Source organism: Kitasatospora sp. NPDC049285 (genome assembly GCF_040678815.1).
In the GTDB taxonomy this organism is placed as follows: Bacteria; Actinomycetota; Actinomycetes; order Streptomycetales; family Streptomycetaceae; genus Kitasatospora.
This window is the reverse complement of record NZ_JBFAQR010000014.1, coordinates 74,917-92,844: the sequence shown is the minus strand read 5'-3', so window position 1 is coordinate 92,844 and position 17,928 is coordinate 74,917. Positions and strand designations below refer to the sequence as shown.

Here is a 17,928-nt window from a genome sequence, read left to right as displayed (position 1 = left end):
CCAGTCCACCCCCGCCCGGAACCGGCCCCCGCCGCCCGGACGGGTCACCCCATCCCCCCATCCCCCGAAAGGCCATCCCCCATGACCACGCCCCTGACCGTCGACCAGCTCCAGCCCCGGCTCCAGCAGCTGACCGTCATCGACGTCCGGTCTCCCGGCGAGTTCGCCGGCGGCCACATCCCGGGCGCGCACAACGTGCCGCTCGACCGGCTCGCGCAGGCGCTGCCCGCGTTGCGCGCGGCCGCCGCCCGCGGCGAACTCGCGGTCGTGTGCGCGTCCGGCGCCCGCGCCCTGAACGCCTGCGAGCAGCTCGCCGCGGCCGGTATCACCGCCCTGCTGGTCGAGGGCGGCACCTCGGCCTGGACGGCGAACGGCGGCGAACTGAACCTCGTCCCGGGTGTGAAGCCGCGCTGGGCGATGGACCGTCAGGTCCGGCTGGTCGCGGGTTCGCTGGTGCTGGCCGGTGTACTGATCGACGTCGCGGTGCCCGGCGTCCGCTGGGTGTCCGCGGCGGTCGGCGCCGGGCTGCTGTACTCCGCCGTGAGCAACACCTGCGCGATGGGCAATCTGCTCGGCCGGCTGCCCTACAACCGCCCGCGCGACGCCGGCCGGGCCCTGGAGGCGACCCTCGCCACCCTGCACGGCCGGCCCTGACGCACCGCCACCACGCCCGCACTCACGCCCGCGGCCGTTCCTGACGGCCCGCCGCCGTGCCGCGGCCGGCCGATCGACGGGATCGTCATCGACCGGCCGCGGCCCCCTGCGCGCTCGACCCGTTGCCCAGGGCACTGCTCGGGGCACTGCTCGGGGCATTGCTCGAGGCGCTGTTCGGTGTGCAGGACGATGCGGGTGCGGTGGTGTCGTGGTGGCCGGCCAGCCAGAAGCCGATCAGCAGGCCGGCGGCGCCAAGTGCCTTGTGCCGGTTGCGCTTCCACCAGGACGGCGTGCCCGCCGCCATGAACCGGAGCTGGGTGAAGTCCGGATGCTCACTCGGCGGCGCGTCCTTGAACATTCCCATAGCGGGTGAACCTCCTCTCGCCGTCGGGGAGTTCATGACCATACGCCCGGATCATCTTGATCGCTGGTAATTAATCCCGTTTCCGGGGGTGGCGCGCGCCCCCGCGCGCCCCCTGGAACCGCGGGCAGCACGCCCCCGTCCAACCGCCGACGATGCGTCAGCCGACGGAAGGGAACACCGTGAACCGCCTCCGCGCCACGACCGCGCTCCGCGCACCTGCCACCCTCGCCACCGCCGCCCTCGCCACCGCTCTCGCCTGCGCTCTCACCGCCTGCGGACCGACCTCGAACGGCACCGCCTCGATCGCCCGCGCCACCTCCCCCACCCTCCTCTCCGAGACAACGCCGACGGCACCGACACCCCCACCTGCCTCCCCGACATCCCCGCCCGCCTCCGCCACGCCCGCCGTGCCCGCGCAGCTGGACGTGGCGGCCGAGGCGCTCGCCGAACAGGGCCGGGGCGCGTTCTCCGACGTCTGGGGCGCGCTCGCGGTGGACGGTGACGGCGGGCGTGTCGTGCTGTACGCGACGGACCTTCGGCGCGGGCAGGAGCTGGTGGACGCGGCCCGCCAGGCGCACCCGGAGACCACCGCCACGCCGGTCGAGGTTCGTCGCTGCGCCTACACCGCGAAGGCGGAGCAGCAGGCGACCCAGCGCATCCTCGACCGGCAGCGGACGGGCGGGTTGCCCTTCCCGGTGTTCGCGGTGGGGCCGATGGCGGACGGCAGCGGGGTGCAGGTGCATGCGTCGGAACAGGCGCTCGGCGACGCCGCGTTCACCCGCCTGGTGCGCCAGGCCGCCGGGGAGGTGCCGGTCAGCTTCCAGGTCAGCCGACCGGTGATACCCGCCGACGCCGTCGCGGCGCAGCCGCCCCGGTGACACGCGCCCAGGGCAGCGTCACCAGAACAGCGCCACCGGAAGAGCACACCGGGGCACCACCCACCGGAACAGCGCCCTCAGAACAACGAACGATCAACGGTCCGTCAGGACTCCGGCCGACGGACCGTCAGCGCCGAGTCCCGCCGGGTCACCAGTGGGCGGGCTTGGCCAGGCCGGCGGGCAGGCGGGTGGTGGAGTCGCCCTGGGCGGCGTTGAGTTGGGACTGGGTGACGAAGAGCGCGTCGGTGAGGTCGGCGCCGTGCAGCTTGGCGTCGCGCAGGTCGGCGCCGATCAGGTCGGCGCTGCGCAGGTCCGCGCCGGTGAGGTCGGCGGCGATCAGGTAGGCGCCGCGGAGGTTGGCTCCGCGCAGGTCGGCACCCTTCAGCCTGGCGCCGATCAGGTCGGCGCCGCGCTGGTTGCGCTTCTTGCCGGGCACGGCGGCGCGGGTCGACTCGCTGGCGCGGAGCAGTAGTTCGCTGACCTCGGCGCGAAGGGCGGGGACGTCGGCGGCGATCAGGGTGGCGGCGTCCTGCCGGGTGAGTTCCTCGACGGCGTCGAGTGCGCGGCGCAGTTCGGCGTGCACGGGGCGGGCCCGGGGCAGTTCCAGTGCCTCGGACAGGTACCAGAGGAGTTCGTGGAGTTGGCGCATGACCGGGAAGGCGGCGAACATCTGCCGGGCGGTGTCGCGGTCTTCGCGCCAGCTGGTGCCGCCGAAGGTTTGCTGGGAGATCTTCTGTCCGGCGCCGAGGCAGTCGAAGACGGTGCAGCCCTGGTAGCCGCTGCCGCGGAGCTTGGCGTGGATGCCGCATCGGTAGTCGGTCTGCAGGTTGCGGCAGGGGGTGCCGGCGTCCTTGGTGGCGGCGAAGTCCGCGGACTTGGCGAAGGGCAGGGCGACGCAGCACAGGCCGAAGCAGTTGGAGCAGTCGGCGAGCAGGTCGAGCCTGCGGCCGGTCGGGGCGTCGTGGTGCTGGTCGGTCACGGTACGGGGTCTCCTGCGGCGCGCGGCGGGGGCTGGCGTGCACGGAGCGTCCGGCACCGGGGTCGGGGCTCCGTACAGGTCCCATTCTCCCTGTTCCCGCAGCCCGCCCCACCCACCGGGTCACCGGCCCCCGCAGCCCGCCCCACCCACCGGGTCACCAGACCCCGAGGACCGCCCGGCCCACCGGGTCACCGGCCCCGCCACGCCGCCGCACCCACCGGGTCACCCGGCGGGTGTTCCCGCGCGTCGTCGCCGTCTGCGCGGCCGGGCGCGGCACAGTGGTGGCAGGACGTCTCGGACCGGCGGAGCGGCCGTCGGCGATCGGGCTTCGGAGGAGCAGCGTGGGCATCACCGGTGACTGGTACAGCGAGTTGGGCTCGCACATGCGGCTGGTGGCCGGTCCGGACGGGGCTCTGACCGGGACGTACCTCTCGGCGACGGGCCGGGCGAGTGGCACGTACCCGCTGGTGGGGCGGATCGATCCGCCGCGGGAGAGCGGTCACGGGACGGCCGTGGGCTGGGCGGTGGCCTGGCAGAACGAGAACAGTGACGCGGGTTCGGTGACGGCGTGGAGCGGCCAGTACCAGGAGAGCGAGGTGGAGCGGATCTCCGCGACGTGGCTGCTGACCAGGTCGGCGGAGGCCCCGGACGCCTGGGAGTCCACCGTCGTCGGGCACGACCTGTTCACCCGCCGTGCGCCGGATCCGGCCCGGCTGGAGGAGCTGCGGCGCACCGCCCGCCCGCTGCCGCACCCGGTGTCCTGAGCCCGAGTCGCAGGGCCTGGGCCCTGATCACGAGCCGTCGGACCTGCGCCCGAGCCGTCGGACCTGAGCTCGAGCCGTCGGACCTGAGGGGGCGTCACCCGCTCGCGCCACGACGAGGGTTCGGCCCGAACAGAAGATCACAGAACCGCAAAAACCCGCTTACCACTCTGCACAGCAGGGGCCTCCCGTTCCAGGCCGGACGGGTACGCCGAGTAGGGTGCGGACCCCGGGTTCGGATCACCCGGGCGATGCGGCACCGAACTGTGCGGGATGACGACACGCTGTGCGCGATGACGGCTCGGCAGGGGATTTCTCGAGGGAGGACTCAGGGGTGCAGCCCGATCCTGCGGGCCACCGCTCGGCGGACTCCCTGTTCAGGGCTGCCGCGGAGGCGCTCGCGGTCGGCCCGGATGCGCTGGCCGGCGCGCTGCTGGGCCAACTTCCCGTCGGCGTGGCGGTGTTGGACGAGTCACTGCGCTGGCGGTACCTGAACCCGACGTTCGCCCAGGTCACCGGCGTGTCGCCGGCCGACGTGCTGGGGCGACCCGCCCGCGACTCCGCGGCGGTGCGCCGGGTGCTGGCCGACGGCCGCCCCCGGACCGGGACCTTCGGCGGGCGCGCCGCGGACTTCCGACGGCTGGAGCTGTCCGGCCGTGCGGCGGGCGTCCTGGTGGTGCTGCCCCGCGGCGCGGACGTGCACCGGGCCGAGCTGGAGCGGGCCCGGAGCCGGTTCGCGGTGCTGGACGCCGCCGCGGAGCAGATCGGCACCACCCTGGACCCGGACGCCACCTGCGCCGAGCTGGCCGCCTTCGCGGTCGCCGACGTGGCCGACCTGGCCGTCGTGGACGTGCTGCCGCTCGACGCGCCCGAGCACAGCACGGCGGCCCGTCCCCGGCTGCGCCGCGCCGCGGTGGACTGCGCCGAGCCGTTGCGGGCCCTGCTGCCCGCCGACCTGACGGGCGGACGGGTGCGCTTCCGGGCCGGCTCGGTGGCGTACCGGGCGCTCACCTCCGAGCAGCCGGTCACGGCGGCGCCGAGTTCCGCCGAGGAGCTGTCGGCCGCCGCTCCGGACGAGGCGTTGCACGCCGTGTTGCGGACGGTGCGTGCGGACTCGCTGGTGGCGTTGCCGCTGCGGGCCCGCGGCCGGCTGATCGGCGTCCTCACCCTGGCCCGGGCGCACGGGAGTGCGCTCGGCTTCACCGACGCCGACACCGAGCTGTTGGCCGAACTCGCCGGGCGCGCCGCGCTCGCCCTCGACCACGCCAGGCGCTACGCCCGCTCGCAGAACATCGCCCTGGAGCTGCAGCGCGCCCTGCTCGCCGAACCGGGCAGCCCGCACCCCAACCTCGAACTCTCCTCCCGCTACCTGCCGTCCGGCACCACCTCGGTGGTCGGCGGCGACTGGTACGAGACGGTGCGGCTCCCGTTCGGCCGGACGCTGCTGGCGATGGGCGACGTGATGGGCCACGGCGTGGAGGCCGCGGTCGACATGAGCAACTACCGCTCGATACTGCGCTACGTCGCCGCGATGGACCTGCCGCCGCACCGCATCCTGCGCCAGCTCGACACGCTGATCGCCGACGAGGCCGACGCCCGCCCGGCGACCTGCGTGCTGGCGCTCGCCGACCCGGCCCGGGCCCGCTGGACCCTCGCCAGCGCCGGGCACCTGCCGCCTGCGCTGCTCACCGCGGAGGCCTCCGAGCTGCTCGACGTGCCCACCGGCCCGCCGCTCGGCACCGGCGTCGGCGGCTACGAGCAGACCGTGGTGGAGCTGCGCGCCGACCACGTCCTGCTGCTGTACACGGACGGCCTGGTGGAGCGCCGCGGCGAGGACATCGACGTCTCGCTGGCCCGGCTCGCCGCACTCCGACTGCCCGTCACCAGCCCGCTCGACGCCCTGCTGGACGCCACCCTCACCGCACTCACCCCGCACGCCGCCGAGGACGACATCGCCCTGCTCGCAGCCCGCGTACGACACCGCGACTGACGGACCGTCGGCCCGTCCGGCGCGGGCACCGCCACCCTCCCGAGCACGGTCATCCCCCGGGCACGGTCACCTTCCGGGCCGGGGGCCATCCCCGACGGTATCCGGCCGACAGCGGACCACCCGTCAGGTCGAGGACGGCGCCGGCCGCGGCGAGCAGCGGCGCCGGGTCGCCGTCGGTGCAGAGCGTGCGGTGGGCGGCCAGCAGCTCCGCGCCGAGGACGGGGTCGGCGGCCAACAGGCGGCGCGGGAACCACTTTCCGGTGCCCGTCCAAGCCCGGCGGTGGTCGGAGAGCAGGTCGCCCGCGGCCTCGACGACCGCGGCTCCCACGGCCAGCGCCTCCAGCGGGTCGGGCGTGTCACGCAGGTCGTCCAGCAGGTCGGTCAGCGCGTACCGCCGGTTCTCCGTCTGCTCGCCGTCGAGCGGCGCCGGCCCGGCGGCGAGTTCGGCGGCGGTCTCCCGCTTGAGTCGCGCGGCGTGGCCGTGCCGGTCGACGAGGATCAGGCCGGTCGCGTACAGCTGCTGGACGACGGCGCGTCGGGAGGCCGCGTCGACGGCGCGCAGTTCGGCGAGCCCGGTCCGGGTGTGGGCGAAGACCTCGACCACCCGGCCCTCGTGCCGGAGCGTCTCGCGGTAGGTCTCGGCGTCGTCCGGCAGGAGGACGGCCAGGTCCAGGTCGCTGCCGCTCCTGGCCCGTCCGGCCGCGATGGACCCGGCCAGCACCACGGCCGAAGCGTCGGGGAACAGCTCGGCCGCGAGGCGTTCTGCCTGGGCGATCATCTCGTCGTGCATGCGGGCAGCCTTTCACGCCGCGCGTGTGCCCCGCGTCCGTGACCCCGTTCCGGCGGTAGCGCCTCCGTGGCCCGGTTCCGGCAGTGGCGCGCTCGTGTCTCAGCTCCGGCGGTAGCGGGCCCGGCGGGCGCGGTCGGCGGCGTACGCGGCGCCGATCGCGAGTGCGGCGACCGCGCCGGCTGCCAGCCTGCTGCCGGCGAAGTCGAGCCCCCAGGCCAGCACCACCAGGAAGGCGACCACCGGCAGCAGCACCGCGACCATCGTCTGACCGAGCACCGCGACCGTCCCGCCCCGGACGTACGACCGCTGCTCGGGAGCCGTCTCGGAGTCCGCGGCGGTCGGCCAGTAGAACGCGGTGGCCCGCCGGGCGAGCGCCGAGGTCGCCTTGACGTTGGCCCGGCCCATCACGGGGATCCACACCACGGGGACGAAGAACCCGACCACCAGGAACAGCGCGATGCCCACCCATCCGGCCACCCGGCGCAGCCGCCCGCGCGGTGCCTCGTCGAGCGCCACCAGGCCCAGCAGGTACGCCATCCGCCGCAGCAGGTCGAGCCGCACCGCCAGCGCCGACGACTTCCCCCGCACCTCCCGCACCTCCCGCACCTCCCGTCCACCCTCCCCGGACTCCCCGGACTCCCCGGACTCCCCCGACTCTCGCGGCTCGGTCTCGGCCCGCTCCGTCGGCGGGTTCGCCAACGCGGCCCGGGCGTCCTCGGTGGTGGCGTAGACGCCCTGGAGCACCAGCAGTTCCGCGGCCCGCTGGGTGTCGTCGCCCACCGTGCCGGCGAGTTCGGCGAGCTCCAGGACCATCCGGGCCTGGGCCAGCATGCCGGCGCAGAACGCGACGGGCACCAGGAGGATCAGCGGGCCGCCCACCACGCAGCCCTCCACCATGGTCAGCCTGATGCCCTTGGTGATGACGGCGGACCGCTGCTCCCCGACGGTCCCGTTGAGGCCGCCCAGGGTGTCCTCCGCGCGGTGCCGTTCCTGACGGACCGCCAGCTCGGCGAGGTGCTCCGGCAGCCGCGCGGGGTCGTGCCGCACCGCCCGCCACAGCTCCACGGCCGCACCGCCGTGCTCAGCCCGCCCACCCAGCTCTTCCACCGCTCCAGGCTATCCGGGAATATCGGAGGAATCGCACTATTCCTGGCATCATGCCGACGGGGTGCGGGGGACGGCTCGCCCCCCGCACCCTGCCTGGCCCTGCCGGGCCCTGTCTGGCTGCTACGGCGCGGCGGCGCCGGTGGCGGTGATCTCGGCGGCGCTGGTCCACGGTCCGCGGTTGCCCGCCTCGGTGAGGGCGCGCAGTCGCAGGTAGCGGCCGGGCTTCGCGGTGAACGTCACCGATTTCTGGGTGGCGGTGTCGGCGAAGGTCCCGGTGGCGACCGGGGTGCCCCAGGAGGTGGTGCTGTCGGAGACGTAGACCTCGTAGGAGCCGATCCGGCCGTTGACGCCGCCGTCCTGCCGGGGCAGGTAGCCGAGGCCGTCGACGGCGTAGCGGGCGCCGAGGTCGATCTGGATGTCGTGCGGGAGCTGGGCGGTGGTCTGGTACCACTGGGTGTGCCAGAGGGTGGCGGGGTTGCCGTCGATGGCGTTGGCGGCGGCGCCGTTCTCGCCGACGGTCTCCTGGCTGTCCGCCGAGACGACCTTCCAGCCGGCCTGCGGGATGGGGCCGCTCGAGGTGACGGAGGTGCCGGTGGGCAGGGTCAGGCCGACGGCGGTGACGCTGAACGCCGTGCCGGTGGCGTAGTTGCCCGCCTTGACCCACAGGACGCCCGAGCGGTCGGCCGGGTCGAAGTACCAGCCGGTGCTCGCCGCGGTGTACGCGGCCTTGCTGCCCAGCTGCGGCAGGACGGTGGACCCGACCTTGACGCTGCTCGGCGCGGCGGCCGCGTGCAGGGTGAACTCGTAGTCGCGGTTGGCGAGTTGCCCGGTGTAGCTGCCGGTGGCCGCGCCCACCGCGAGGGTGACGTCGCCGGTGCCGGCGGCGGGGGCGGTGACGTTGACCTGCTGGCGGGCGTAGGCGCCGTTCTGGTAGGCGCGGGTGGTGCCGTCGTCCTCGTACAGGTTGAACGAGGAGTTCCCGCGCGGGTAGACGTCGTAGGTGAGCGTGCTGGCGGGCTTCTCGCCGGTGTAGTTCATCTGCGGCCACATCGGCACGACGGCACCGGACTTGACGAGCAGCGGGAGGGTGTCGAGGGGTGCGTTGTAGCCGTTGAGCCAGCCCGGGCCGGTGTAGGTCTTGCCGGTCCAGTAGTCGGTCCAGGTGCCGGCGGGCAGGTAGATGCCGTCCCGGGTGGCGGTGTCGGTGACGACGGGTGCGACCAGGAAGGAGTCGCCGGCCATGAACTGACCGCTCGTCAGGTTGCCTCGGGCGACGGGGTCGTTGGGGTACTCCAGCACCATCGCGCGGGTGGAGGGGACGCCGGTGTCGGTGGCGACCCGGCTCATGGTGTACAGGTACGGCATCAGCCGCATCTTCAGCTGCAGGTACTTGCGGTTGATGGACAGGTACGGGTCGGCGTACCGCCACGGCTGCTTGTCGTTGTACCCCGTCTGCGGGTTGGTCGCGCCCCAGCCGGACATGGTCATGAAGGCGGGGGTGAAGGCCTTCCACTGCAGGTCGCGGACGTACGTCTTGGGGCTGCCGTCGTAGATGCCGTCGATGTCCCCGGACGCGTAGTTGAGGCCGCTGAGGCCCGCGCCGGCGATGGCCGGGACGTGCCAGCGCATGGCGTCCCAGGTGCCGTGGGTGTCGCCGGTCCAGACGACGGCGTTGCGCTGGGTGCCGGACCAGCCGTCGACGGTCCAGACGAAGCGGCGGGCGTCGGAGTTGTTCTCGATGCCGGCCACGGCCTGGTTGACGCCGGTGAAGGCGGTCTTGTAGCCGCCGCCGATCCACGCCACGTCGGTCTTGACGGCGCGTGAACCCGCCGTCCCCACTTCCCAGTTGATGTTGTTGAGGCCGGTGGAGGTCCACAGGCCGGTGTTGAAGCCCTTGGCCTTCAGGTCACTGACCGCGGTGGGCAGGTCGGTGTAGCCGCAGCCGTAGCCGTCGTTGGGCAGGAACCAGCCGGAGGGCATGTCGGCGGCGCGGGCGTCGGTGGCGTAGCCGACCACGTCCGGGGTGGTCTGGTGGCGGGCCCGGGTGTGGTCGCCGGTGTAGCTGGGGTTGGAGGCGTTGAAGCAGTCGGCGTTGCCGAGTTCGAGGCCCCACTCGGGTGCCAGGAACGGCTTGCCGGTCACGTCGGTGTAGCCGTTCAGCACGTCCTTGAGCGAGTTGCCGGCGAAGTACCAGGCGTCGAACCGGCTCTCGTTGTGGGTGAGTTGGGTGGGCGCGCCGAAGTTGTAGGAGCCCGCCGCCCAGGTGTTGCGCATCACGCCGTAGCCGTTGGTGGACATGTAGAACGGCGCGGGGCTGGCGTTGGTGCCCTCGGTCCACTGGTTGGAGACGGCGACCGGCACGGTCTTGTCGCGCAGCGCCCATTCGCCGAGGTGCAGTCCGGTGCCGTAGAACTGCTCGTCGGCGCCGCGGCTGAGGTACTGGGTGGTCTGCGAGGTGGTCCAACTGGTGGGCTGGGACTCGGCCCAGACCAGGGTGGCGTTGTCGGCGCGGTACAGCGCGAAGCTCAGCGGGGTCTTGTTGATCCGCAGGCTGATCGCCGAGGTGCCGATCCGCCAGTAGCTCCCGGCGTCGGTCAGGGTGCCGCCGACGGTGCCGAAGTCGGTCTTGATCGCGAGGTCGGTGCCGGCCGGGTCGTTGGTGAAGGCGCCGTTGGGCGAGAGCCAGATCCGGAAGATGTCGGCGCGGGCCAGGACGACCCGGGCGGCGGCGCCGCCGGAGGTGGCGACGGTGAAGGTGTCACCGCTGCGGGTGACACCCGTGGCGTTGCCCGCCGTTGAGGGTTGGGCGGCCCGGGCGGGGCCGAGGACGCAGAACAGCGCGGCGACCAGCAGCACGGCGAGGGTGAGTGCCGTGCGGCGCTGGCCGCCGCTGCCGGGCCGGGGCAGCAGGGAGGGTGAGGCGGAACGCATCTGAGGGATGCCTCCTGGACGAGGGTCGGGTGGTCGTGGGACCGCGGGCACCGGCTCGACCCGAGTGGGGGTTCCCAATTCACCGGTGGGGCAGTGCGGTTGGGCGGACCGTGCCGAGCCGGCGAGTTGAGCGGGACACATCGCACCAGGTAGCTCGACTTGGCGTCAAGTGTTCGTTCCACTCGGGTTATGCGCATCTTTGCGCACAGTGCGCAGTCCGTTTGCGCGAAACACCAGGCCCACCGGACCACCTGTCCACACAGGTGTGCGGAAATGGCGACAGACGTTCGCCTGTAAGAAAGATCCCTTTGGCTGGGCGCACGCCAAACCCGGCAACAACGTTGGCATGCGAGTCGCCATCGTCACCGAATCCTTCCCGCCCGAGGTCAACGGCGTGGCCCACAGCGTGCTGCGGGCCGCCGAACACCTCGTCCGGCGGGGTCACCAGCCGCTGGTGATCACCCCCGCTCCGGCCCGGGGCGCGCACTGCCCGCCGCAGTCCTTCGGCCCGGCCCAGGAACCGCTGCCGGTGGTGCGCATTCCGTCCGTTCCGCTGCCCCGCTACCCGCAGGTGCGGATCGCGCTGCCCAGCCGCAAGCTGACCGCCGCCCTGACCGCCCATCAGCCCGACGTGGTGCACCTGGCCAGTCCGTTCATCCTCGGCGCACGCGCCGCCCGGGTCACCGAGCGGCTCGGCCTGCCGACCGTCGCCGTCTACCAGACCGACCTGGCCGGGTACGCACAGGCGTACCGGATGGGCCGCGGCATCGGCTCCGCGATCGCCTGGTCCCGGATCCGCTCCGTGCACCGCGCCGCCGCCCGCACCCTCGCCCCGTCCACCCCGGCCGCCCAGGACCTGACCGCACACGGCGTGCGGCACGTCCGGATCTGGGCCCGCGGCGTCGACTCGGTGCGCTTCCACCCGGCCCACCGCGACGAGGCGCTGCACCGCTCGCTGGCGCCCGGCGGCGAGGTCCTGATCGGCTACGTCGGCCGCCTCGCCCCGGAGAAGCGGGTCGACCTGCTCGCCGAGGCCTCCCGGCTGCCCGGCGTGCGGGTGGTGGTGATCGGCGACGGGCCGAGCGCGCCCGCACTGAAGGCCGCCATGCCCGGCGCGGTCTTCCTCGGCCGCCGCACCGGCGAGGAACTGGCGCGCTGCTTCGCCTCCTTGGACGTGTTCGTGCACACCGGCCCGCTGGAGACCTTCTGCCAGACCATCCAGGAGGCGATGGCCAGCGGCGTCCCGGTGATCGCCCCCGCGGTCGGCGGCCCGCTCGACCTGGTCGGCCACCAGCGCACCGGTCTGCTGGTCGCCCCGCGCGACCCCGCGGCGGTGGCCCGCGCCGTCGCCGCCCTCGCCGCCTCCCCCGAACTGCGCGCCCAGTACGGCGCGGCCGGCCGCGCGGACGTCACCGACCGCACCTGGGAGGCCGTCGGCGACCAGCTGATCCAGCACTACGAGGACGTGCTCGCCGAGCACCGCGGCGAGACGCCCGTCGCCACCGTGCTGGACCTCGCCGAGGCCGCCCGCAAGACCCCGCCCGCCACCGCCGTCCCGACCCTCCCGACGCCCCGTCAGCCGGTCGCGGCGGCCGGTTCGGACACCGACCGGCGCGGCGAGCCGCAGGCCCCCGCCGACGAGGCGGTCGCGCCCGTCCAGCCCGCCGCGATGACCGCACCCGCGGGCCCGTCCGGACGTCCCGCCGCGGTGCGGGCCGCCGTCGAGCTGGTCAAGGAGCAGCCGGCGTGAACGAGGAGCTGAACATCGTCCGGGTGGCGAACTTCGTCACCCCGACCTCCGGTGGCCTGCGCACGGCGCTGCGCCACCTCGGCGCGGGCTACCAGGCGGCCGGTCACCGGGCTGCCCTGGTCATCCCCGGGCCGGCCCGCAGCGACGAGTGGACCGACCAGGGCCGGGTGATCACCCTGCCCGGCCCGCTGATGCCCGGCACCGGCGGCTACCGGCTGCTCACCGGCCGCCGCGACGTGGCGGCCGTGCTGGAGGAGTTGGCACCGGACCGGCTGGAGGTGTCGGACCGCACCACGTTGCGCTGGACCGGCGAGTGGGCCCGCGCCCACGGGGTGCGCTCGATGATGGTCTCGCACGAGAGCGCCACCGGCGTGCTCGGCACCTGGGGCGTGCCCGGCGCCGTCGCCCGCGCGGCCGCCGACCGGCTCAACTCCCGTACCGCGCAGAGCTACGACACGGTGCTGTGCACCACCGCGTGGGCCGCCGAGGAGTTCGAGCGGATCGGCACCACCAACCTCACCCAGGCGCCGCTCGGCGTCGACCTGGAACTGATGCACCCCGGCGCGCGGGACCCGCAGGTACGCGCGCGCCTCGCCGAGCCCGACCAGGTGCTGCTGGTGATGTGCTCGCGGCTGTCCGGCGAGAAGCGCCCCGAGCGGGCGCTGGAGGCGCTCGCGGAGCTGCGCCGCCGGCACCGCGTCCCGGCGGTGCTGGCCGTCGCCGGAACGGGCCCCCTGCGCGCCCGACTCGAGCGCCGGGCCGCCGAACTCCGGCTCCCGGTCCGCTTCCTGGGCCACCTGGCCGGGCGCTCCGAGGTCGCCGCGCTGCTGGCCAGCGCGGACGCGGTGATCGCCCCCGGGCCGGTGGAGACCTTCGGGCTGGCCGCGTTGGAGACCCTGGCCTGCGGAACCCCGGTCGCCGTCAGCCGCTCCTCCGCGCTCCCGCAGGTGATCGGCGACGCCGGTCTCGCCGCGCCCGACACCGGCGAGGGCTTCGCGTTGGCCCTGCGCGAACTCCTGGAGCGCCCCGAGGCGGAGCGCCGCGCCGCGGCGCGGGCCCGCGCCGAGGTGTTCTCCTGGGAGGCCGCCACCGCCGCCTTCCTGGCCGCCCACCGGGCCGGCCGGCCCGCCGACACGCCGCGTCCGGTCGCCCACGCCACCGGCAGCACTACCGCCGCCGCCGAACCTGGACAGGTCGTCATTTCCTCGCCGGCCGCCGGGTCCGTCTCCGTGACCGCCGAGGGCGCCAGGTGACCGCCAGACCGGGCCAGGGCGCCGACAACTCCGGTGCCCCGCAAAGAGATCCCCGCACCCCCCTGCACCTGACCGGAGGGACGTGATGACGGTTCGGTTCGTGGCACTCGGTGACTCCCTCACCGAGGGCGTCGGCGACCCGGTCCCCGGCGGCTGGCGAGGCTGGGCGGCGCTGCTCGCGCCCAGCCTCTCCCCGGAGCCGGTGGACTTCCGCAACCTCGCCAACAGCGGCGCGCTCAGCCGCGACCTGCTGGTCTCCCAACTGCCCACCGCCCTGGCCGTGCGCCCGCAGTACGCCGGGGTGGTGGTCGGCGGCAACGACACCCTGCGGGCCTCCTTCGACATCGAGCTGACGGCCCGTCACTACGCCGCCGTCCTCTCCTCGCTGACGGCGGCCGGCACCGTCCCGCTCACCGCCTGCCTTCCCGACCCGGGCACGCTGCTGGGTCTGCCGGCCCCGCTGGCCCGCCCGCTGGCCCGCCGGATGCGCTCGGTCAACGCCGTGGTGCACGCGCTCTCCGACCACTACCACGCGCGGCACGTGCACCTGGCGGACCTGCCTTGGACGCAGAAACGTTCCCTCCTGAGCGTGGACCGCCTGCACCCCAGCGCCTCCGGCCACCAACTGATCGCCTGCGCCTTCCACAGCCTGCTCGCCGAAGCCGGCCACCCGGTCGGCGACCCGCCCGCCGAACTGCCCGCCAGCGAGCCCGGACGCGCCGCGAACTTGTGGTGGATGGCCACCCAGGGCACCCGCTGGGTCGCCGCCCGCTCCACCGACCTGCTCCCCGGCCTGTTCGCGCTGGCCTTCCTGGAGGCCCGGCACCTGCTCCGCGGCACCACCCGCAGGCTCGACCGCACCGACGCCCACACCACCGCCGCCATCATCGCCCGCCTCACCGCCCCGGGCCCCGACCACCACCTGCCCGCCCACCCGACGGACTCCCCCACCGGCACCCCGACCGCGCACTAACCGGCGCGGCGCGTCCCTTCGAGCTCATGGCCGGCGGTCACCACGACCACCGACCATGGGCTCGCCCCGTTCACACCACCACCGACCACGGGCCCGCCCCCGGTCACACAACCACCGACCACGGGCCTGCCCCGGTCACACGACCACCGACCCTGGGCCTGCCCCGGTCACCAGACCTCGCCCTCGCGCCAGTCACAGCTCAACTCACCGTCGAAGTCCAGCCCGTCCGCGCCGAACAGGTAGATCCAGCCGTCCTCCTCGGCGGTCCGGACCGGGCCCTGCGGGCCGAGCGCCCAGGTCGGACCGGTCCACGGACGCCAGCCGCGCGCCAGGTAGAACGGCTTGCCCTCGTCGCTGGAGCCGAGCGCGCCGATCTCGTACGCGGCCCGCACGATCCGCTCCGCCTCGGCCATCAACTCCCCGCCGACACCCCGACGTTGGCGATCCCGCCGGACGGCCACCCCCTCCACGTAGCCGGTCCTCAGCACCCTGCCACCGTGCATCAGCCCCCGCTGCACCACCGCGGCATGCCCGATCAGCTCGCCGCCCTCCCACGCCAGGACGTGCAACCCGCCCAGGCAGTGCTCCCAGTCCTCGTCGGTCATCTCGTCACCGAACACCTCGTCCAGCAACCCCCGCGCCAACCGCCGCGCCACCGGGTCCAGATCCGCCGTGTGTACCGTCCGCACCGAAGCCATGCCCGCATCCTGACAGCCCACCCCCACCCCCACCACGCCAATTCGCCACCACCCACCCGCACCCTCCCGCCGCGCCTCCCCCGCGTCTGACGCAGCATCCGCCCCGGGCAAAGCCACCGCCTTCCCCTTCCCCCACCACACCGCCCCAGCCCTCGGCGCAGCATCCGGCCAGGGCAAATCCCCCTTCCCCCTCCCCACCACACCGCCACCCCACCGCATCGCCAACCCCTACCCCGCGCCTGGCGCAGCATCCGTCCCGGGCAGAATCCGCCCCCTTCCCCTCGTCCGCCACCCCGCCCCAGCCCGCGACGCAGCATCCGCCCAGGGCAAGCCACCCCCTTCCCCCTCCCCCGCCACACCGCCACCCCACCGCATCGCCAACCCCTCCCCCGCGCCTGGCACAGCATCCGCCCCGGGCAAAGCCACCGCCTTCCCCTTCCCCCACCACACCGCCCCAGCCCGCTGCGCAGCATCCGGCCAGGGCAAGCCACCCCCTTCCCCCTCCCCCGCCACACCGCCACCCCACCGCATCACCAACCCCTCCCCCTCGCCGCGTAGCATCCGACCGAGGCAGCATCCGCAGGCATGGGAGGCAGTGGGCATGGACGTCGGTTTCGTCGGACTGGGCTCGATGGGCCGCGCGATGGCCGGGCGGTTGCTCGCCGCCGGGCACGGCGTCCGGGTGTGGAACCGTTCGCCGGAGCCCGTGGCGGCGCTGGTCGCTGACGGTGCGTCGGCTGCCGGGTCGCTCGCCGAGGCGTTCGCCGCGGAGGCGGTGGTCTCCATGCTGGCGGACGATCAGGTGGTCGAGGACCTGCTGCTGGACGAGGAGTTGCTGTCCGGCGCCCGGGCGGCGGTGCACGTCAACATGGCCACCGTCTCGCCCGCGCTCGCGCGTCGCGCCGCCGAACTGCACGCCCGCCACGGGCTGGGCTACGTCGCCGCGCCGGTGCTCGGCCGTGCGGACGTCGCCGCGGCGGGCAACCTGAACATCCTGGCGGCCGGCCCGTCGACCGAACTCGCCTGGGTCGCACCGCTGTTCGAGGCGATGGGCCGCCGCACCTGGCCGCTCGGCGAGGACCCGGCGGCCGCGAACGTCGCCAAGATCAGCGCCAACTTCCTGCTGGTGTCCGCGATCGAGGCGTTCTCCGAGGCCGCCGCCCTCGCCGAGGCGAGCGGGCTGGACCCGGCGGCCCTGCTGGAGGTGCTCAGCAACTCCATCCTCCCCGGCCCGGTCTACTCCGGCTACGGAGCGATGATCACCCGGCAGACCTACGAACCGGCGGGCTTCCGTCTCGCCCTCGGGCTCAAGGACGTCAACCTCGCCCTGGAAGCCGGCGCCGAAGCCCAGGTCCCGCTCCCCCTGGCCGGGTTGCTCCGCGACTCGCTCCTCCAAGCGGTCGCCCACGGCCACGCCGACGAGGACCTCGCCGCCCTCGCCACCACCTCCCGCACCCGCGCCGGGCTCGGACGGGCTCCTCGATGAGCGCAGTGCAGGCGGCGTCGGTGCTCGGCGCCCTGGCTGTGCTCAGCCTGGGGTGGACCGTCCGCAGCTACCTCGTGCTGCGGGCGCTGCTCGCGCGCGGGCTTGAGGTCAAGGGCGTGTGCACCCGGCAGCACCTGGAGGACGAGCACTACGTCTCGGAGGTCACCTACACCTTCGAGGGGCGGGAGTTCACCCACACCGACCACACCCCGGTCAGCGGGTCACCGATGACGGTCGGTCACCGCTACGCCCTCCGGTGCGACCCGCGCCATCCGCGGCGCGCCTTCCTGGTCGACCGGGGCCGGTGGACCAGCACGCTCGCCGGACCGCTGTGCACGGCTCTCACGAGCGGTTTCGCCGTGCTTCTGCTGGCGGGCCCCGCCCCGACCGGGTGACCCGCCCGGCCGATCGGCCTCACTGACGCTCCGTCACTCCCGCTGCGGCTGTTCGAAGGCGCCGTGCCGCCCCGCACCCGCCGCGAAGCGCGCGGCTCCGGCGACCGTGTCCGCGCGCAGGCCGTGACCGCCGTGCCGCCACTCGTTGGCGAGCGCCGCCGGCTCGTCGAGGCCGGCCTGCTCGCGCGCGGAGAGTCGGTCGTGCCGGAGACAGGTCTGCGGGAAGGCGGCCAGTTCGCGGGCGAGTTGCTCGGCCGCCGCGCGTTCCTCGCCGACGCCGACCAGGCGGTTGGCCAGGCCGATGCGGTGGGCCTCCTCGGCGTCGACGGGGCGGCCGGTGAGGATCAGGTCCATGGCGCGGCTCTCGCCGATCAGGCGCGGCAGCCGCACCGTCCCGCCGTCGATCAGGGGCACGCCCCAGCGGCGGCAGAAGACCCCGAAGACCGCGTCGGCGGCCGCGACCCGCAGGTCGCACCAGAGCGCCAACTCCAGCCCGCCCGCGACGGCATGGCCGGCCACGGCCGCGATCACGGGTTTGCCGAGCGTCATCCGGGTCGGGCCCATCGGGCCGGGCCCGTCCGCCGCCAGCCGGTTGCCGCGCTCGGTGCCCACCGCCTTCAGGTCCGCACCGGCACAGAACGTCCCGCCCGCGCCCCACAGCACCGCGACGGCGGCCTCCTCGTCGGCGCCGAACTCCTCGAAGGCCTCGACGAGTTGCTCCGCCGTCGGACCGTCCACCGCGTTCCGCGCGGCCGGCCGGTCCAGGACGACCGTCCACACCGCCCCGTCCCGCTCCACCCTGACCATCAACCACCACTCCCGTTCGCCACCGCCGCAACCGCAACCACGGTCGCCACCGCCGCCGCTAGCTCCGCCGACTCCGCAGCATCCCGCATCGCCGGGCACCCCCACCACACCC

Annotated in this window: 16 protein-coding genes; 9 read left to right on the top strand and 7 right to left on the bottom strand. The window is 74.4% G+C overall.

Translation table 11 applies throughout. From position 1 onward, the window contains the following. The first annotated feature begins 81 nt into the window (after nucleotides 1–81). Nucleotides 82–654 carry a rhodanese-like domain-containing protein gene (locus AB0K51_RS12585; RefSeq protein ID WP_363453544.1) on the top strand — a complete coding sequence of 191 codons (573 nt, stop codon included), beginning with the start codon at nucleotides 82–84 and terminating at the stop codon, nucleotides 652–654. A gap of 85 nt (nucleotides 655–739) precedes the next feature. Here AB0K51_RS12585 and AB0K51_RS12580 read toward each other — a convergent pair whose 3' ends face one another. After that, nucleotides 740–1,018 carry a hypothetical protein gene (locus AB0K51_RS12580; protein ID WP_363453542.1) on the bottom strand — a complete coding sequence of 93 codons (279 nt, stop codon included), beginning with the start codon at nucleotides 1,016–1,018 and terminating at the stop codon, nucleotides 740–742. A 179-nt stretch (nucleotides 1,019–1,197) separates the two neighbouring features. Here AB0K51_RS12580 and AB0K51_RS12575 point away from each other — a divergent pair, with 179 nt between their 5' ends. Next, complete coding sequence (locus AB0K51_RS12575) at nucleotides 1,198–1,896, top strand: hypothetical protein (RefSeq protein ID WP_363453540.1); 699 nt, start codon at nucleotides 1,198–1,200, stop codon at nucleotides 1,894–1,896. A gap of 148 nt (nucleotides 1,897–2,044) precedes the next feature. On the opposite strand, the gene AB0K51_RS12570 is transcribed toward AB0K51_RS12575, so the two are convergent. Beyond that, nucleotides 2,045–2,875, bottom strand: a complete 831-nt coding sequence (locus AB0K51_RS12570; RefSeq protein WP_363453538.1) for a pentapeptide repeat-containing protein — start codon at nucleotides 2,873–2,875, stop codon at nucleotides 2,045–2,047. 341 nt (nucleotides 2,876–3,216) lie between these two features. Here AB0K51_RS12570 and AB0K51_RS12565 point away from each other — a divergent pair, with 341 nt between their 5' ends. Continuing rightward, complete coding sequence (locus AB0K51_RS12565) at nucleotides 3,217–3,639, top strand: avidin/streptavidin family protein (protein ID WP_363453536.1); 423 nt, start codon at nucleotides 3,217–3,219, stop codon at nucleotides 3,637–3,639. A gap of 331 nt (nucleotides 3,640–3,970) precedes the next feature. Then, the gene (locus AB0K51_RS12560) at nucleotides 3,971–5,626 is read left to right on the top strand and encodes a SpoIIE family protein phosphatase (protein WP_363453534.1); all 1,656 of its coding nucleotides are present in this window, start codon (nucleotides 3,971–3,973) and stop codon (nucleotides 5,624–5,626) included. 49 nt (nucleotides 5,627–5,675) lie between these two features. On the opposite strand, the gene AB0K51_RS12555 is transcribed toward AB0K51_RS12560, so the two are convergent. The 3 genes from AB0K51_RS12555 to AB0K51_RS12545 all read right to left on the bottom strand — a co-directional run bounded on the left by AB0K51_RS12555 (nucleotide 5,676) and on the right by AB0K51_RS12545 (nucleotide 10,454). Next, a complete protein-coding gene (locus AB0K51_RS12555; RefSeq protein ID WP_363453532.1) occupies nucleotides 5,676–6,416 on the bottom strand; it encodes a nucleotidyltransferase domain-containing protein in 741 nt (246 codons plus the stop codon). A 99-nt stretch (nucleotides 6,417–6,515) separates the two neighbouring features. Beyond that, nucleotides 6,516–7,523 carry a hypothetical protein gene (locus AB0K51_RS12550; RefSeq protein ID WP_363453530.1) on the bottom strand — a complete coding sequence of 336 codons (1,008 nt, stop codon included), beginning with the start codon at nucleotides 7,521–7,523 and terminating at the stop codon, nucleotides 6,516–6,518. Between the two features lie 120 nt (nucleotides 7,524–7,643). Beyond that, nucleotides 7,644–10,454 carry a TIM-barrel domain-containing protein gene (locus tag AB0K51_RS12545; protein ID WP_363453528.1) on the bottom strand — a complete coding sequence of 937 codons (2,811 nt, stop codon included), beginning with the start codon at nucleotides 10,452–10,454 and terminating at the stop codon, nucleotides 7,644–7,646. A 346-nt stretch (nucleotides 10,455–10,800) separates the two neighbouring features. Between AB0K51_RS12545 and AB0K51_RS12540 the strand changes: the two genes are divergently transcribed. The 3 genes from AB0K51_RS12540 (at nucleotide 10,801) to AB0K51_RS12530 (ending at nucleotide 14,430) form a co-directional block, all read left to right on the top strand. Next, on the top strand, nucleotides 10,801–12,204 hold the full coding sequence (locus tag AB0K51_RS12540) for a glycosyltransferase (RefSeq protein ID WP_363453526.1): 1,404 nt from the start codon (nucleotides 10,801–10,803) through the stop codon (nucleotides 12,202–12,204). Further along, complete coding sequence (locus tag AB0K51_RS12535) at nucleotides 12,201–13,457, top strand: glycosyltransferase (protein WP_363453524.1); 1,257 nt, start codon at nucleotides 12,201–12,203, stop codon at nucleotides 13,455–13,457. The genes AB0K51_RS12540 and AB0K51_RS12535 overlap by 4 nt, the downstream gene beginning before the upstream one ends. Nucleotides 13,458–13,557: 100 nt before the next feature. Then, the gene (locus tag AB0K51_RS12530; RefSeq protein WP_363453522.1) at nucleotides 13,558–14,430 is read left to right on the top strand and encodes an SGNH/GDSL hydrolase family protein; all 873 of its coding nucleotides are present in this window, start codon (nucleotides 13,558–13,560) and stop codon (nucleotides 14,428–14,430) included. Nucleotides 14,431–14,597: 167 nt separating this feature from the next. Here AB0K51_RS12530 and AB0K51_RS12525 read toward each other — a convergent pair whose 3' ends face one another. Further along, nucleotides 14,598–15,128, bottom strand: coding sequence for a GNAT family N-acetyltransferase (locus AB0K51_RS12525; RefSeq protein WP_363453520.1), 531 nt, complete (start codon nucleotides 15,126–15,128; stop codon nucleotides 14,598–14,600). 40 nt (nucleotides 15,129–15,168) lie between these two features. Between AB0K51_RS12525 and AB0K51_RS12520 the strand changes: the two genes are divergently transcribed. After that, on the top strand, nucleotides 15,169–16,614 hold the full coding sequence (locus AB0K51_RS12520; protein ID WP_363453605.1) for an NAD(P)-dependent oxidoreductase: 1,446 nt from the start codon (nucleotides 15,169–15,171) through the stop codon (nucleotides 16,612–16,614). Beyond that, the gene (locus AB0K51_RS12515) at nucleotides 16,611–17,009 is read left to right on the top strand and encodes a DUF3592 domain-containing protein (RefSeq protein ID WP_363453518.1); all 399 of its coding nucleotides are present in this window, start codon (nucleotides 16,611–16,613) and stop codon (nucleotides 17,007–17,009) included. Before AB0K51_RS12520 ends, AB0K51_RS12515 begins: the two co-directional genes overlap by 4 nt. A gap of 33 nt (nucleotides 17,010–17,042) precedes the next feature. Here AB0K51_RS12515 and AB0K51_RS12510 read toward each other — a convergent pair whose 3' ends face one another. Next, the gene (locus AB0K51_RS12510; RefSeq protein ID WP_363453516.1) at nucleotides 17,043–17,816 is read right to left on the bottom strand and encodes a crotonase/enoyl-CoA hydratase family protein; all 774 of its coding nucleotides are present in this window, start codon (nucleotides 17,814–17,816) and stop codon (nucleotides 17,043–17,045) included. Nucleotides 17,817–17,928 lie beyond the last annotated feature (112 nt).

Coding starts and splice junctions, on each gene's coding strand:
- AB0K51_RS12585 (WP_363453544.1), top strand. CDS start 82: ATGACCACGCCCCTGACCGTCGACCAGCTCCAGCCCCGGCTCCAGCAG.
- AB0K51_RS12580 (WP_363453542.1), bottom strand. CDS start 1,018: ATGGGAATGTTCAAGGACGCGCCGCCGAGTGAGCATCCGGACTTCACC.
- AB0K51_RS12555 (WP_363453532.1), bottom strand. CDS start 6,416: ATGCACGACGAGATGATCGCCCAGGCAGAACGCCTCGCGGCCGAGCTG.
- AB0K51_RS12545 (WP_363453528.1), bottom strand. CDS start 10,454: ATGCGTTCCGCCTCACCCTCCCTGCTGCCCCGGCCCGGCAGCGGCGGC.
- AB0K51_RS12540 (WP_363453526.1), top strand. CDS start 10,801: ATGCGAGTCGCCATCGTCACCGAATCCTTCCCGCCCGAGGTCAACGGC.
- AB0K51_RS12525 (WP_363453520.1), bottom strand. CDS start 15,128: ATGGCTTCGGTGCGGACGGTACACACGGCGGATCTGGACCCGGTGGCG.
- AB0K51_RS12515 (WP_363453518.1), top strand. CDS start 16,611: ATGAGCGCAGTGCAGGCGGCGTCGGTGCTCGGCGCCCTGGCTGTGCTC.
- AB0K51_RS12510 (WP_363453516.1), bottom strand. CDS start 17,816: ATGGTCAGGGTGGAGCGGGACGGGGCGGTGTGGACGGTCGTCCTGGAC.